Here is a 14,665-nt window from a genome sequence, read left to right as displayed (position 1 = left end):
TGATCTTGCTATTGGTAAACATACTATTTCTTATAGTAATGCTGCTATTGGTAAGATTAAAGCTAAATCTGGTTCTACTGAAATTACCGTTAAAGAAAGGTCTACTTCTACTTTAACTTGGAAAAGTGGAACAAGTTTTAATGCTGGTTCTCAGACTTATAAAGTTTTATTGTCTGATGCTAATGGTAAAGCTTTATCCAGTAAAACTGTTAAATTAACTGTAAACTCTAAAACTTACTCAGCAAAAACTGATTCAAATGGTTATGCAACTTTTGATGTTAGTGTAACTTCTGCAGGTAATTACACAGTTTCTTATTCCTTTGTTGGCGATAATAGTTATAAATCAACTAGTGGAAGCAAAAAAGTTTCTGTAGCTAAATCCACTTCTTTAAATGGATATGGTTATTGGGTATTTGGTTCAGACATGAAAACTGTTGATTTAAGCACTATAGCAAAGGCAGGTACAACAGATATTTTCTTAAATTACTATGCTTTAGAAAAACACGGTAAATCTGCTGTCGAATCATGGATTGCCAGCGCTAATAAATTAGGTATTAGAGTCCATATTTGGATGCAAATTTTCTATGATGGAAGTTGGATTAACCCAGTTAAAAGCGGTTCTTCAAATACAGATTTCTTTAATCAAAAGATTAATGAAGCTTTAACTTATGCAAAACTTGCTGGAGTTTCAGGAATCCACTTCGATTACTTGAGATATCCGGGTACTGCATATAAGACTTCAGGTGGTACTGCTGCGATAACTCAATTTGTGAAAACTGCAGTCAGCAAGATTCATGCGGTGAATTCAAACATTATTGTTTCTGCTGCAATAATGCCTGAAACAACTGACAATGCATATTACTATGGTCAGGATATTTCTGGCCTCAGTAAATATTTGGATGTTATTATTCCAATGATTTATAAAGGAAATTATGAAGCGTCTTCATCTTGGATTGCTACAACAACAAAATGGTTTGTACAACATTCAGAAGGTGCTAAAATCTGGTCTGGTTTACAATCATATGTGTCTGATGATGATACTACTAAATTGAGCATATCTGCTCTTACTACTGATGCTAAAAATGCAATCAAAGGTGGAGCTGCAGGTGTAATCTTATTTAGGTATGGTTTAAGTAATAATTTAAATTTCAAAAGTATAGGTGGCACATATTCTGAAAGTTCAACTACAACTTCTGATAGTTCTTCAAGTAGTTCAAGTAGTTCAAGTAGTTCAAGTAGTTCAAGTAGTTCAAGTAGTTCAAGTAGTTCCAGCAGTTCTTCAAGTAGTTCTTCAAGTAGTTCTTCAACAGCTCCAAAAACAATATCTATTGCTGATGTTTTAACAGGAGCTTCTACTGTGAAATCATATTATGAGAAAAATGGTAAAATACCATCTTCTGTAACTGCTGCAGGTTATAAGTTTACAGTTCCGGAATTCCTTTATCTAATGGCTCAGGCTGCATATCAATTAGGAAGTTCAAATAATAATGCAATTACTTGCCTTTATGGTGTAAAAAATCCAGAATCTCCTTCTGGAGATAATATTTATTCAGAGGAATTATATAAGTCAGATTATTTGACTGTTGCGAAAAATCTTGCAAACTATATTAAAACTAATATGCAAGCTCCTAATTACTGTTCTTCAACTGTAGGTAATATAATCTATTCTGAAGCGGTAGATGCATTTTCACGTATATTAACTTTCTATAAAAACAATGACAATTATATGCCTAACTATTGTGTAATTAAATATGGATCTTCATCTTCATCAGCATCAACTTCCGCTGGTGGAATGAATGTTAAAAACACTATTAGTAATTTGGATCCTTATCTTAAAGCAACTACAAATTGTCAAGTAACTGCTACTGCGATTAAGAATAAGGCAGCTGCTTTAACAAGTGGTTTGACTACTGTTAAAGAAAAAGCGACAGCTATCTTTAACTATGTAAGAGACCAAATATCCTATAGTTTCTATTATGATACTGCTTATGGTGCTACTGGTACCTTAAGTCGTGGATATGGTAATTGTGTAGATCAAGCTCATTTAGTTATAGCATTAGCTAGAGCTGCAGGTATTCCTGCTAGATATGAACATGGTACTTGTGTCTTTTCAAGTAATTCATTTGGTGTAGTAAATAATTGGTATACTAGTTCATATTCACACCATGCATATTACTCTAGTTTACCATTCTAATTATTTACTTTTCCTTTTTTTATTTTTTGATAAAGTTTAAATATTTTAAAAATATATTTTTTATTATCTCTTTTTTTTAGAAGTTTTTCAATTAATTTAGGCAAACCAAAACTTTTTTATACTCTTAGTTATATAAATTAATCTAACATCATAATTTAAGGTGAGCGTATGGCTGAGGGTAAAATCAGTGAAAATATTGAGGAATATTTGGAAGTTTTATATCGTAACGGCAGTAACAAGGAACAGGTTTCAACTACTCAACTTTCAAAAGAATTGAATATTGCACCAGGTAGTGTTACTCAAATGCTTAAAAAATTAGAAAAACTTGGTTATATTATTTATACTCCATATAAAGGAGCTACTTTAACAGATGAGGGAATGGAAATTGCTCAAAAGATTACAAGAAAACATAGGATTTTAGAAAAATTTTTAAGTGATGTCTTAAAAGTTAAAGAGGAAAATATTCACGATCAAGCTTGTGAAATGGAACATACTTTATCTGATGAAGCTGAAAGGGCATTATGTAATATGTTGCAAAATCCGGATTTATGTCCTGATGATAATGTTATTCCTTCATGTAATTTTGATTTTGATAATTGTCAACAATGTTATTCCTTGAATGACTTTGATGATATTGTTTACAGGCAATCTAATTTATTATGTATTTCTGAATTAAATTCGCCTACTGAAGGTAAAGTTTCATTTATACGTGGCGATTCAGAGCTTTTGGATGATATTGCTAATCTTGGAATCAGTATTGGCTCAAATGTTAAGTATGAATTTACCAAACCATTTGACAGTGATGAATATTTTTTAGTTATTGATGATAATGAAGTAACTATCTCAACACAGATGGCTAATAATATTTTTATTAGCATTTAATTTTTTTTTTACAAAAATTTATATAATATTTTTTTAAGAAATATTAGCATTAAAATAATTTATTTCTTTTTGTGGTGTTTTAATGCGTGGAAATTTATCTAATGAAATTGTATCAATTAAAATTGAGGAAGGCAGTAAAAGACCAATAGCTTTACATGAAAAAAGTAAATTTGGTAAAATTGAAGCTGATTGTTTAAATCTTTCATTAATTGAGGCATGTTATTTGTTAGAAAAGGGTCGTTTGGATATCTATGAAGATGATATTGAATGTACCGTAGGTTATTTAATAGATATTTTAAAAGAACAGGAACAGTATGGAAAATATGTTGTATATCGTGATTTAAAAGATCGCGGTTTTGTTATTAAGACTGGATTTAAATATGGTTCTGAATTTAGATTATATGACCGTGGAAGAGGTCCTGGTCAGGGGCATTCCGATTATTTGGTAAAAATTATTTTTGAAAATTATGATATTAATGCACTTGATTTTGCAAGTTATGTTAGGGTTTCTCATGGTGTAAATAAGAAACTTCTTTTAGCAATTGTTGACGATGACTTCGACATCACATATTATAATGTTGAATGGACAAGACCATAAGTTTAATTAACAAAAGCAATAATATTTTTATAGTTTTTAATTGTGAAGTTAATATATTTTAATTATAAATTTAATTTAAGAGATTGATTGGTGAAAATATGGCAGAATTAATAGACCCATGGGCATCCTTTAGCCTAGATTATGATAAGTTAGTAAATCAATTTGGTATCGGAAAAATTTCTGATATTTTAGATGACATTAAAAATCCTCAAAGACTGATGAAAAGGGGAGTAATTTTTGGACACAGAGAATTCAATGAAATTAACAATTTAATTAATCAGAATAAAGATTTTGCAGTTGTTACAGGTATGATGCCAAGTGGACAAATGCATATTGGACATAAAATGGTCGTTGACCAACTCAAATGGTATCAGGATAAGGGAGCCATGTTGTCACTTCCAATTGCTGATTTGGAATCTTATGCAGCCCGTGGAATGAGTTTTGAAAAAGGTCGTGAAATTGCAGTCAACGAATATTTAACTAATTGGGTTGCATTGGGTCTTGACTTGGAAAAGGATAATGTTAATGTTTATCTTCAATCTCAAAATAAATTATTGCAGGATTTGGCTTTTAAAGCTTCAAGTAAAACTAATTTCAGTCAGCTCAAGGCAATTTATGGATTTACTCCATCTACTAATATTGCTCATGTTCAAGCGCCATTGGTTCAGGTTGCTGATATTTTACTTCCTCAGATTGAAGAGTTTGGAGGTCCAAAAAAAGTTGTAGTTCCTGTTGGAATTGACCAGGATCCTCATATTAGATTAACAAGGGACATTGCCCATAAATTAAATGAGGAGTTAGGATTTTTATCTCCTGCCTCCACTTATCACAGATTCTTGACTGGTTTGACTGGTGATAAAATGAGTAGTTCCAAACCTGCCACTGCAATCTATCTTAATGATGAAACCAAAGATGCAGTTAAAAAAGTCAAATCAGCAAAAACCGGTGGAAGAGAAACTTTAAAAGAACAGCAGGAATTGGGTGGACAGGTAGATAAATGTGTTATATATGAAATGTTGTTATATCATTTCATTGATGATGATAATGAACTTGAAAAGATACGCCAAGACTGTTTGAATGGAACATTGCGTTGCGGTGATTGTAAGGCAATGGCTGCAGAATTGATGGAAAAATTCATGGATGATTTAAAGGATAAACAAGTTGAAGCCCGTGAAATTGCTAAAAATTTGATATGATGTTTAAAAAAATCCATAATGAAGTAAAAAGGGCTTTCATTGAGAATAAGTTTGCCATATTTGCTTCTGCTTTTATCCTTTTTATTTCATTAATTTTAGGATATGTATTTGAACCTTATCTGTATAGTTATCTGAATCCTGTTGTTGAGGATGTAACAAATAAGGTTCAAACGGGTGTTATCCAATTAACATTTCAGGATATTTTCATCAACAATATAATGATTGTCCTTCGAATGTTTATTTATGGATTATTCTTCTGTTTTTCAGCACTGATTTTAGGATATAATGGATTTTTTGTAGGTTATTATGCCGCCACATCCCAGAGTCTATTGCATGTATTAGTTTTCACTATTCCTCATGGAATTTTCGAATTCTCTTCATGTATTTTAGCATGCGCTTCAGGTTTTATATTATTTAATTTTGTTTGTAATTTAATTAGAACATTCTTCAAACAAAAAGAACGAAAATTTATGGATAGATTCTGGTATTCCTATGATGAAAATTTTGATAAGTTATTGCAGGCTTTTATAATTTTGGCATTATCTTCAATTTTAATGGCAGTGGCGGGAATTTTTGAAGTTTACATTACATTGCCTTTAGGTAAATTTTTATTTTCATTGTTAAGTTAAATTTTATATAATAATAGTTTAAAAAATATATATGTGATTTTTTATGATAAGATGTGTTTCATGTGGAGAAGAGTATGACGATGATGAAGTAATCTACACTTGTGAAAAATGTGGATCTGTACTTGAACTCGTCAATGAAATTGATGTTTCTAAAGATATTTTTGATGGTAGAAGGGATAATTTATGGAAATTTAAAGAATGCATTCCTGTTGATGAAACCAAAATCGTTTCTCTTGATGAAGGTGGAACTCCATTTTGCAAATGTGATAAGTTAGGAAAAGAACTTGGAGTAAATTTGTATGTTAAGGTAGAAGGTTCAAACCCAACTGGAAGTTTTAAAGATAGAGGAATGACTGTTGGAATGACTAAAGCAATGGAGTTAGGTGTAAATACTGTGGGTTGTGCATCTACAGGTAATACCTCAGCATCCCTTTCAGCTTATGCAGCTCGTGCAGGTTTACGTTGTATTGTATTTTTACCTTCTGGAAAAGTGGCATTGGGAAAATTGGCTCAAGCAATGTTCCATGGTGCTGAAGTAATGTCCATTAACGGTAACTTTGATGAAGCATTGGAAGCAATGACTGCTCTTGCATTGGAAAAACATCTTTATTTATTAAATTCTATTAACCCTTATAGATTAGAAGGTCAGAAAACTATTGGATATGAAATTGTTAGGGATTTAGGTTGGCAAGCTCCAGACAGGATAGTTTTACCTGTGGGAAATGCAGGAAATATTTCTGCAATCTGGAAAGGTGTTAAAGAATTTTATGATGCAGGTTTTATTAAGGATTTACCTATGATGACTGGTATTCAAGCAGAAGGAGCATGTCCAGTTACAAATGCATTTAAAAAGGGAGATAAAAGAGTTGTACCTGTTGAAAACCCTGAAACAATTGCTACAGCTATACGTATTGGAGCTCCGGTTAGTGATATTAAGGCATTAAATGCAATTTATGATTCAAATGGTTATTCTGAAACTGTAACTGATGAAGAAATTCTTGATGCTCAGAAGTTACTGGCAAGAACTGAAGGTATTGGGGTAGAACCAGCTTCAGCAGCTTCTATTGCAGGTCTTAAAAAACTTGTTGGTCAAGGAGTCATTGATAAAGGTGAAACAATAACTTGTGTTGTTACTGGACACCTGCTCAAGGATCCTAATACTGCAATTGATGCATGCACTCAACCTACTGAAGTTGATGCTGATATCGATACCTTAAGAAAAATTCTCATGGAATAATAAGTTTACTTTTTGTAAATCTTATTTTATTTTTTATTTTTGCTTTTTATTTTTCGATTTTGTAATCGTGCTCTTTATTTTACTTTATTAAAGTGTTTTATGAAAAACATTTTTAAAGATAATACTGTCACTTTTTAGGTTATTTTAATTTAGTTTGTTGTATTGAAATCTTTTGAATTTAAAAGTGTCTGACCAATATATTTATATATAAGCAAATAAAAACTATTTATTATCAAATAAATGAGGTGTAAATTATGAGTGAATTACCAATTGCTCCTGTAGGAAGAGTACTTAAAAATGCTGGTGCACAAAGAGTAAGTGATGATGCAAAAATCGCATTAACCGAAGCTATTGAAGATTACGGAAATGAAATCGCAGCAAAAGCTGTAGGATTTGCACGTCACGCTGGTAGAAAAACTGTAAAAGCTGAAGATGTTAAATTAGCAATCAAATAGATTTGTTGATTTTTCTAGATAGTAATTTTATTACTATCTCTTTTACACTTTAAATTTATTTTATTATTTTTTATTTTAGATTTCACTTATTTTGTCTTATTTTTACAAACATTTATATACTATGCAAACCAATTTATTATTGTCTAGTTCTCTAGAATTATTTCATTAATTACTAAATTTTTATTTTTAGTTTTGCTAAAAATTATATGAAATTCAGAAGTATTTGTATTGAAAGTCTAATCCCTCTTGTTTTTTTAGATTATGGGATTATATTTAGTGATATATGAATTGTTCAAGAATTAGTATTATTAAAAACTATATTAAATTATTCACTTATTGAATAATTTGGGTAATTTCTATAGTTAAAAAATAATATAACTATATATAATTACATTATATTATGATTCAAAAGAATTATAATATCTGCCGATGGATGGCATAGCCAGATGAAAAAGGAGGTATATTTTATGGCAAACATTTATGTAAAATTTGACACACCTGAAGAATTAGCTAAACAAGCTGAAGAAGCATTAGAAACCGCACAATCTACTGGTAAAGTAGCAAAAGGTACTAACGAAGTAACCAAATTTATCGAAAGAGGAGATGCAAAATTAGTTGTTATCGCAGAAGACGTAGATCCTGCTGAAATCGTTGCACACATTCCTGTTCTCGCTGATGAAAAAGAAATTCCTTATGTTTACTTACCTACCAAAGAACAAGTTGGTGGAGCTGCAGGTTTAACTGTTGGTACTGCATCTGCATGTATTGTTGATGCTGGTGATGCTGAAGCTGCTGTTAGTGAAATTGTTGAAAAAGTTGCTGAATTAAAAGAATAATTCTTTTAATAATTTTACGGTGATTTAAATGGAAGAAGGAACTCCTGCTGAAGTCATTGAAGTTTTAAAAAGAACTGGAATGACTGGTGAGGTAATGCAAATTAAATGCAGAATCCTTGATGGTAGAGATAAAGGAAGAATTTTAACAAGAAACATTATGGGTCCTGTTAGAGAAGGTGACATTTTAATGTTACTTGATACAATTAGAGAAGCTAAAGAAATTAAGACTCCATAAGAAGGTGTAAGAACATGAGAACTTGTTCATTCTGTAGTAAAGAAATAGAAGAAGGTACAGGAAAAATGTACGTCAAAAAAGATGGTTCAATTTATTTCTTTTGTAGCAGTAAATGTGAAAAAAATATGATTAAACTCGGAAGAGTTCCAAGAAAAGTTAAATGGGTTAAAGAATGATTCAAAAAAGTTTTGTAATGATGAAACCGGACGCTGTCCAAAGACGTCTCATGGGTAAAATATTATCCCGTTTTGAAGACAAAGGTCTTAAAATTGTAGCTGTTAAATTAATTCAAATCGATGAAGATTTAGCAAAAACTCATTATGGAGAACATGCTGAAAAACCATTTTTCCCAAGTTTAGTTGAGTATATTACTTCTTCACCATCTTTAGCAATGGTCATTGAAGGAGAAGAAGCTATTACTACTATTAGAAAAATTGTTGGTGCAACTAATCCTTTAGAAGCTGATCTTGGAACAATTAGAGGAGATTTCGGTATGGATACTGGTAGAAATATTATTCACGCATCCGATGCTCCTGAATCTGCTGAAAGAGAAATTGCTCTTTTCTTTAATGAAGATGAAATTTGCGATTACAAAATCGTCGACAATGATTTAATTTATGAATAAATTTAATATTTTAAAAATTTATTATTAAGAAAGATACTATGAAAATCAGATCCCCGATTGTATCAGTTTTAGGTCATGTAGACCATGGTAAAACAACATTATTAGATTACATTAGAGGCAGTACCATTGCTGATAAAGAAGCAGGTGGTATTACTCAACATATTGGTGCTACAGAAATTCCTAACGATACTATTGAAGAAATCTGTGGAAATTTTATATCAAGATTAACTATTAAAGATTTAATCCCAGGTTTGTTCTTTATTGATACTCCAGGTCACGCTGCATTCACCAGTTTAAGAAAACGTGGTGGTGCATTAGCAGATTTAGCAGTCTTGATTGTGGATATTAATGATGGATTCAAACCGCAAACATTTGAAGCATTAAATATTCTTAAAATGTATAAAACTCCATTCATTGTTGTAGCTAATAAGATAGATATGATATTTGGATGGGAGTCACATGAAGATGCTTCTTTTAGAGAATCCTTTGAACAACAAGCTCAAAGTGTTAAACAAGAGTTAGATACAAAAATTTATGAGATTGTAGGTACTCTTCACAAAGAAGGTTTTCAATCTGAAAGATTTGATAGGGTAAGTAATTTCGCTTCTCAGATTAGTATCATTCCAATTAGTGCTAGGTCTGGAGAGGGAATTATTGAAGTCTTGGCAATGCTTTTAGGTCTTGCTCAGGAATATTTAACTGAACAGCTTGAAATTGATGCTGATGCTCCTGCTAAAGGAACTGTTTTGGAAATTAAGGAAGAAGTAGGATTAGGTCTTACTATTGATAGTATTATTTATGATGGTGTTTTACGAACAAATGATGAAATAGCTTTAATGACTTCTTCAAATGAAGTATTGACTACTAAAATTAGATCTATTTTGAGACCACTTCCACTAGAAGAAATGAGAGATTCTAAAAAGAAATTCCAAAAATTTGATGAGGTAGTTGCAGCTGCAGGTATTAAAATCGCAGCTCCTAATTTAGATGATGTTGTTTCAGGCTCACCGCTCAGAGTATTGAGTGATGATGAAAATGTTGAAGAGGAAATCTTAAAAGAAATTGAAGATATTACTATTAATACTGAAGATGAAGGAATTTTAGTCAAAGCAGATACATTAGGTTCTCTTGAAGCTATTGTTAAATTATTGAAAGAATTGGATATTCCTATTCGTGAAGCAGACATTGGTGATATAAGTCGTAGAGATATCATCAATTCATCCATTGCATTAAATGAAAATGATGCGCATGGTGCTATTATTGCATTTAATGTTAGTATTCATCAGAATTCTGAAGAAGATCTTAAAAATTCAGATGTTAAACTCTTCCAAGGTGATGTAATCTATCAGATTATTGAAGATTATGAAGCATGGATTGACGAGATTGAAAAAGCCAAGAAAAAAGCATTTTATGATGCTATCATTAAACCGGCTAAATTCATGTCTTTACCTAAGTTGGTTTTCCGTCAAAGTAAACCTGCTATCATTGGAATAGAGTCTTTAAGCGGTACAATTAAACAAGGTCAAACTTTGATAAATAAGAATGGTGAATATGTGGGCGTAATTGCCAGTATGGAAGATAAAGGGGAAACATTACCAGATATTCCTAGAGGTCAAAGAGTTGCAATGGCTATTAAAGACGCTATTGTTGGAAAACATTTTGATGAAGGGGATGAATTATATGTTGATATCCCTGAAAAACATTATAAATTCATTGAAAGAGAATTTAAGGATAAATTAACTGAAGATGAATTTGAAACTTTATATGAATTTGTTGAAATTAAACGTAAACAAGACCCAGATTGGGGTAAATTTGGTCTTTTTGAATAATAAATTGGGTTTATAAAAAATTAAGGAGGAAATACCATGGCATTCAAAGTAGTTGTGTCTCAAAAAGCTGAAACTCATCAAATTGAAGTGGATGAAGCTAAAGCTCTTAATGGTTTAGTCATCGGTGATGAATTTGATGGTGCAATTGTTGGTTTAGATGGTTACACTTTAAAAATCACTGGTGGTAGTGACAAAAATGGTTTTACCATGAAAAAAGATGTTTCTGGTACTAGAAGAATTAAAAGTTTATTAACTGGTGGTATCGGTTATCATCCTAAAGCTGATGGTGTTAAAAAAAGAAAAACTGTTAGAGGAAACACTATCGCAGAAGATATTGTACAAATCAACACTGTAGTTACTCAAGCTGGAAACAAATCAATAGCTGAAATTATTGGTGCTGGTGAAGAAGAGGAAGAATAGTTCTACTATTTTTCTTATTTTACTTTTAGTCGAATTAAATTATAAAAAAAGGTGGTTATCTGTGAACGTACAGTCAGATGTTAACATAGGTTTAGTTGGTCACGTAGACCATGGTAAGACTACTCTTACTAAAGCATTATCAGGAATTTGGACTGATACTCACAGTGAGGAAACAAAAAGAGGTATTTCAATTCGTTTAGGTTATGCTGATATAGAATTTAGGAAATGTCCTGAATGCGGAGAACCTGAATGTTATACTACTTCTGAAAAATGTGAAATCTGTGGCAGCGAAACTGAATTAATTAGAAAGGTATCCTTTGTTGATGCTCCAGGTCACGAAACCCTTATGGCAACTATGTTATCTGGTGCTGCAATTATGGATGGTGCAGTTTTAGTAATTGCTGCAAATGAGTCTTGTCCACAGCCACAAACTAAAGAACATCTAATGGCACTTGATGTTATTGGTGTAAAAGATGTTATTGTAGTTCAAAACAAAATTGATATTGTTTCAAAAGAAAGAGCTATTGAAAGTTATAATGAAATTAAAGAATTTGTTAAAGGAACTTGTGCTGAAGATGCTTTAATTATTCCAGTGTCTGCTCAACAAGGAGCTAATGTTGACATATTAATTGAAGCAATGCTTAAACAAATTCAACCTCCAGAGAGGAATACAGAAGATTCTACATTAATGCATGTAGCAAGATCATTTGATATTAACAAGCCTGGTTCAGGTGCTAATAAAATTAAAGGAGGAGTTATTGGTGGAACTTTAGTTCAAGGTACATTTAAACTTGGAGACACTATTGAAATTAGACCAGGTCCTACTAATAACGGTGAGAGAATCACTCTCAAATCTGAAATTATTGGCCTTGAAGCTAATGGTGAACAAGTTGAAGAAATTGGTCCTGGTGGACTTGTAGGTATTGCAACTAAGTTAGACCCATCTTTAACCAAATCAGATTCATTATCCGGAACTGTTGCTGGTGAAGAAGGTACTTTGCCTGAAGTATTAAACAGCTTTAAAATGGAAGCTAATTTACTTGATCGTGTGGTAGGTACTAAAGAAGAACGTGATGTTGCTCCAATTAAACTTAAAGAAGCTTTAATGATTAATTGTGGTACTACAACAACTATTGGTGTTGTTACTTCGACTAAGAAAAATGATGTTGAGGTTACTCTTAAATTGCCAGTTTGCGCTAGTCCTGGAGACAGGGTTGCTTTAAGTCGTAGAGTTGGTGCTCGTTGGAGATTAATCGGTTACGGTATTATAAAATAGAGGGCAAATAATGAACTCTAAAGAAGTTGTAATAGATACCAATTTTTTTATGGTTCCTTTTCAGTTCAATGTGGATATTATCACTGAACTTGAAAAAATATTACCTTCTTATAAATTAACTACTCCGAGCTTTGTTATCAATGAATTGAAGGGTTTGAAAAAAAATAACAAAGGAAAAATAAGGTTAAATGCTAATTTGGCCTTAAAGTTAGCTAATTCTTCAAAAATTGAAATAAAGGATATTTCATTATTAGAAAATGAAACTGTGGATGATGCGTTACTTAGAGTTTCAGAAGTTTTAGCTACAAATGATATTGAATTAAAAAATCGTGCGAAAGATAAAGGAATCACAGTAGCATATTTAAGACAAAAAAGATATATTGCTGTTGAAGGTAAAATATAATATTAATTAAACTTATTAATAAATGAGGGATTATTTTGTATTATAAAACAAAAATCGAGGACACTGTAAGAATTCCACCTTACAGATTTGGTGATCCTCTCAAAGAAGTCGCTATTCAAACTTTGAACGAAACCTATGAAGGTCGTTTAGATAAAAAACTTGGTTTACTCATCTGTGTTAATGATATTGATGAAATTGGTGAAGGTAGGCTCATTATGGGTGACGGTGCTGCATACCATAATGTCATCTTTGAAGCAATCTTCTTTAAACCAGAACAACATGAAATTTTCGATGGTGAAGTAATCGATATTGTTGACTACGGTGCTTTTGTAAGGATTGGACCTATGGACGGTTTAATACATGTTTCTCAAGTTACTGATGATTATATAAATTATGATCCTAAAAGAGGGGCATTACTTGCTAAAGAGTCTAATAAAACTTTAGATGAAGGTGACTTAGTTAGAGCTAGAGCTGTAAGCGTTTCAATCAAAGATGAATCTACTAATAACATTGAAAATAATAGGAATTCTAAAATTCCACTTACAATGAGACAAAATAACTTAGGTAGATTTGAATGGATTGAAGAAGCTAAAGAAAAAAGTAAGAAGGGTGGAGAATGAAAGCTTGTACTGTTTGCAAAATGATTTCAAATAAAGATCATTGTCCATCATGCGGAAGTCCAACTTCTGACAACTGGAGTGGTCTTTTGATTATTACTGATCCAGAAGATTCAGCTATAGCAAAAGAATTAAATATTAAAATTCCAGGCGAATATTGTTTAAGAGTAAGATAGAGGGTTTTTTGTGTTACGTTTAGATGCAGAATTAAATAAAGATATAATTATTGAATTAAAAAAACCATTAGGTAAATTATATCCTGACTTTGAAGATGCCATTGATGAAATTAAGTCTTCTGAGTTTTTAATCTCTGTTGGTGATGCAACTTTTGCCAATCTTACAAAATATGAATTATATCCAAATATTGGTATAATTGATAACTTAATTCAAAGAAAAAATCATACTCATGAAATTATACGTGCAGATCATATTTTAAAAGTTGATAATCCTGCTGGAACTATTACAGATGATCTATGGGAAACCATAGGCAAAGCTCTTGAATTATCTAACAGTGGCGAATGTTATGTAATTGAAGTAGCAGGGGAAGAAGATCTTGCAGTTCTTCCTTGCATCTTAATGGCTAATCCAGAAACTACAATTCTATATGGACAACCTAATGAAGGTTTAGTGCTTTTAAAAGTTTCTGACCTGAAAGATAAAGCTCAAAAGCTTATTGACGGATTTATTGAAGAATAAATAAATGAGGTTTTATAATGGAAATTGAATTTATTGAAGAAAAAGAAAATAAAGTATTTAACAGAAAAGAAATTAAATTTTATGTTGATTACGATGGAGAAGCAACTCCTAAAGTATTAGATATTAAATCAAAATTAGTTGCTTTATTAAATACTAAAAAAGAGTTAATTGTTGTAGATAATGTACAACCACACTACGGTGAACCTAAAGCATTAGGTTATGCTAAAGTTTATGATACTGTTGACGATTTAGAATATATTGAAGCTCAACATGTCATTGCTAAAAATGAAGAACCTGAAGAAGAACCTGCTGAAGAAGAAGCTGAAGAAGCTGAAGCAGATGAAGAATAGGTGGTTTATATGGTAAAAAAATCTGATCTTTACAAAGTAGATGGAGACAAAATTGAAAGAAAAAACCCAATTTGTCCTCGTTGTGGTGAAGGTGTATTCATGGCTGACCATGGTGACAGGTTTGCATGTGGTAAATGTGGATACACTGAAATGAAAAAATAAGATTTTTTAAATCTTTATTTCTTTT

The 14,665-nt window shown here is 31.5% G+C and carries 20 protein-coding genes; all 20 read left to right on the top strand.

Annotated elements, in window-relative coordinates; genetic code table 11:
* Window positions 1-2,194: transglutaminase domain-containing protein (locus QZN45_RS09135; protein WP_296812553.1), on the top strand; the 2,194-nt coding region annotated here is incomplete at its 5' end.
* Window positions 2,195-2,362: 168 nt separating this feature from the next.
* A complete protein-coding gene (locus QZN45_RS09130; protein ID WP_292608847.1) occupies window positions 2,363-3,076 on the top strand; it encodes a metal-dependent transcriptional regulator in 714 nt (237 codons plus the stop codon).
* Window positions 3,077-3,158: 82 nt separating this feature from the next.
* Window positions 3,159-3,674 (top strand): tRNA-intron lyase, encoded by a 516-nt coding sequence (endA, locus tag QZN45_RS09125; protein ID WP_296802237.1) that lies wholly within the window; start codon window positions 3,159-3,161, stop codon window positions 3,672-3,674.
* A gap of 98 nt (window positions 3,675-3,772) precedes the next feature.
* The gene (locus tag QZN45_RS09120) at window positions 3,773-4,870 is read left to right on the top strand and encodes a tryptophan--tRNA ligase (protein ID WP_296802238.1); all 1,098 of its coding nucleotides are present in this window, start codon (window positions 3,773-3,775) and stop codon (window positions 4,868-4,870) included.
* Window positions 4,867-5,499 (top strand): stage II sporulation protein M, encoded by a 633-nt coding sequence (locus QZN45_RS09115; RefSeq protein ID WP_292608839.1) that lies wholly within the window; start codon window positions 4,867-4,869, stop codon window positions 5,497-5,499. The genes QZN45_RS09120 and QZN45_RS09115 overlap by 4 nt, the downstream gene beginning before the upstream one ends.
* Before the next feature lie 43 nt (window positions 5,500-5,542).
* Entirely contained in the window at window positions 5,543-6,736 is a 1,194-nt protein-coding gene (gene thrC / locus QZN45_RS09110; RefSeq protein ID WP_292608836.1) for a threonine synthase, read from the top strand.
* Between the two features lie 254 nt (window positions 6,737-6,990).
* Window positions 6,991-7,191, top strand: a complete 201-nt coding sequence (locus QZN45_RS09105) for a histone family protein (RefSeq protein ID WP_296802243.1) — start codon at window positions 6,991-6,993, stop codon at window positions 7,189-7,191.
* A gap of 467 nt (window positions 7,192-7,658) precedes the next feature.
* Window positions 7,659-8,027 carry a 50S ribosomal protein L7Ae gene (gene rpl7ae / locus QZN45_RS09100; RefSeq protein WP_292608833.1) on the top strand — a complete coding sequence of 123 codons (369 nt, stop codon included), beginning with the start codon at window positions 7,659-7,661 and terminating at the stop codon, window positions 8,025-8,027.
* Window positions 8,028-8,055: 28 nt separating this feature from the next.
* On the top strand, window positions 8,056-8,262 hold the full coding sequence (locus QZN45_RS09095) for a 30S ribosomal protein S28e (RefSeq protein ID WP_116669816.1): 207 nt from the start codon (window positions 8,056-8,058) through the stop codon (window positions 8,260-8,262).
* A gap of 14 nt (window positions 8,263-8,276) precedes the next feature.
* On the top strand, window positions 8,277-8,438 hold the full coding sequence (locus QZN45_RS09090; RefSeq protein WP_292608826.1) for a 50S ribosomal protein L24e: 162 nt from the start codon (window positions 8,277-8,279) through the stop codon (window positions 8,436-8,438).
* A complete protein-coding gene (ndk, locus tag QZN45_RS09085; protein ID WP_292608822.1) occupies window positions 8,435-8,887 on the top strand; it encodes a nucleoside-diphosphate kinase in 453 nt (150 codons plus the stop codon). The genes QZN45_RS09090 and ndk overlap by 4 nt, the downstream gene beginning before the upstream one ends.
* 38 nt (window positions 8,888-8,925) lie before the next feature.
* Window positions 8,926-10,716, top strand: a complete 1,791-nt coding sequence (gene infB, locus QZN45_RS09080; protein WP_296812551.1) for a translation initiation factor IF-2 — start codon at window positions 8,926-8,928, stop codon at window positions 10,714-10,716.
* Between the two features lie 36 nt (window positions 10,717-10,752).
* Window positions 10,753-11,136 (top strand): 30S ribosomal protein S6e, encoded by a 384-nt coding sequence (locus QZN45_RS09075; protein ID WP_292608817.1) that lies wholly within the window; start codon window positions 10,753-10,755, stop codon window positions 11,134-11,136.
* A gap of 61 nt (window positions 11,137-11,197) precedes the next feature.
* Window positions 11,198-12,412, top strand: a complete 1,215-nt coding sequence (locus QZN45_RS09070; protein WP_296812550.1) for a translation initiation factor IF-2 subunit gamma — start codon at window positions 11,198-11,200, stop codon at window positions 12,410-12,412.
* A gap of 10 nt (window positions 12,413-12,422) precedes the next feature.
* Entirely contained in the window at window positions 12,423-12,815 is a 393-nt protein-coding gene (locus tag QZN45_RS09065) for a PIN domain-containing protein (RefSeq protein WP_296812549.1), read from the top strand.
* A 35-nt stretch (window positions 12,816-12,850) separates the two neighbouring features.
* The gene (locus QZN45_RS09060; RefSeq protein ID WP_292605389.1) at window positions 12,851-13,435 is read left to right on the top strand and encodes a DNA-directed RNA polymerase; all 585 of its coding nucleotides are present in this window, start codon (window positions 12,851-12,853) and stop codon (window positions 13,433-13,435) included.
* The gene (spt4, locus tag QZN45_RS09055) at window positions 13,432-13,608 is read left to right on the top strand and encodes a transcription elongation factor subunit Spt4 (protein WP_292605391.1); all 177 of its coding nucleotides are present in this window, start codon (window positions 13,432-13,434) and stop codon (window positions 13,606-13,608) included. Before QZN45_RS09060 ends, spt4 begins: the two co-directional genes overlap by 4 nt.
* A 10-nt stretch (window positions 13,609-13,618) precedes the next feature.
* On the top strand, window positions 13,619-14,128 hold the full coding sequence (locus QZN45_RS09050; RefSeq protein WP_296812548.1) for a GTP-dependent dephospho-CoA kinase family protein: 510 nt from the start codon (window positions 13,619-13,621) through the stop codon (window positions 14,126-14,128).
* 17 nt (window positions 14,129-14,145) lie between these two features.
* Window positions 14,146-14,478, top strand: coding sequence for a 30S ribosomal protein S24e (locus QZN45_RS09045; protein ID WP_296812546.1), 333 nt, complete (start codon window positions 14,146-14,148; stop codon window positions 14,476-14,478).
* A gap of 9 nt (window positions 14,479-14,487) precedes the next feature.
* The gene (locus tag QZN45_RS09040) at window positions 14,488-14,640 is read left to right on the top strand and encodes a 30S ribosomal protein S27ae (RefSeq protein WP_069575404.1); all 153 of its coding nucleotides are present in this window, start codon (window positions 14,488-14,490) and stop codon (window positions 14,638-14,640) included.
* Window positions 14,641-14,665: the final 25 nt, after the last annotated feature.

It is taken from the genome of uncultured Methanobrevibacter sp. (genome assembly GCF_900314695.1).
Lineage (GTDB): Archaea > Methanobacteriota > Methanobacteria > Methanobacteriales > Methanobacteriaceae > Methanocatella.
This window is presented reverse-complemented; position numbering and strand designations above follow the sequence as displayed.

Excerpts from the sequence above, each read along its gene's own strand:
- QZN45_RS09075 (WP_292608817.1), top strand. The coding sequence starts at position 10,753 with ATGGCATTCAAAGTAGTTGTGTCTCAAAAAGCTGAAACTCATCAAATT.
- QZN45_RS09130 (WP_292608847.1), top strand. The coding sequence starts at position 2,363 with ATGGCTGAGGGTAAAATCAGTGAAAATATTGAGGAATATTTGGAAGTT.
- QZN45_RS09090 (WP_292608826.1), top strand. The coding sequence starts at position 8,277 with ATGAGAACTTGTTCATTCTGTAGTAAAGAAATAGAAGAAGGTACAGGA.
- QZN45_RS09120 (WP_296802238.1), top strand. The coding sequence starts at position 3,773 with ATGGCAGAATTAATAGACCCATGGGCATCCTTTAGCCTAGATTATGAT.
- QZN45_RS09105 (WP_296802243.1), top strand. The coding sequence starts at position 6,991 with ATGAGTGAATTACCAATTGCTCCTGTAGGAAGAGTACTTAAAAATGCT.
- QZN45_RS09040 (WP_069575404.1), top strand. The coding sequence starts at position 14,488 with ATGGTAAAAAAATCTGATCTTTACAAAGTAGATGGAGACAAAATTGAA.
- QZN45_RS09095 (WP_116669816.1), top strand. The coding sequence starts at position 8,056 with ATGGAAGAAGGAACTCCTGCTGAAGTCATTGAAGTTTTAAAAAGAACT.
- QZN45_RS09045 (WP_296812546.1), top strand. The coding sequence starts at position 14,146 with ATGGAAATTGAATTTATTGAAGAAAAAGAAAATAAAGTATTTAACAGA.
- endA (WP_296802237.1), top strand. The coding sequence starts at position 3,159 with ATGCGTGGAAATTTATCTAATGAAATTGTATCAATTAAAATTGAGGAA.
- spt4 (WP_292605391.1), top strand. The coding sequence starts at position 13,432 with ATGAAAGCTTGTACTGTTTGCAAAATGATTTCAAATAAAGATCATTGT.
- QZN45_RS09065 (WP_296812549.1), top strand. The coding sequence starts at position 12,423 with ATGAACTCTAAAGAAGTTGTAATAGATACCAATTTTTTTATGGTTCCT.
- QZN45_RS09115 (WP_292608839.1), top strand. The coding sequence starts at position 4,867 with ATGATGTTTAAAAAAATCCATAATGAAGTAAAAAGGGCTTTCATTGAG.
- ndk (WP_292608822.1), top strand. The coding sequence starts at position 8,435 with ATGATTCAAAAAAGTTTTGTAATGATGAAACCGGACGCTGTCCAAAGA.
- infB (WP_296812551.1), top strand. The coding sequence starts at position 8,926 with ATGAAAATCAGATCCCCGATTGTATCAGTTTTAGGTCATGTAGACCAT.
- rpl7ae (WP_292608833.1), top strand. The coding sequence starts at position 7,659 with ATGGCAAACATTTATGTAAAATTTGACACACCTGAAGAATTAGCTAAA.
- thrC (WP_292608836.1), top strand. The coding sequence starts at position 5,543 with ATGATAAGATGTGTTTCATGTGGAGAAGAGTATGACGATGATGAAGTA.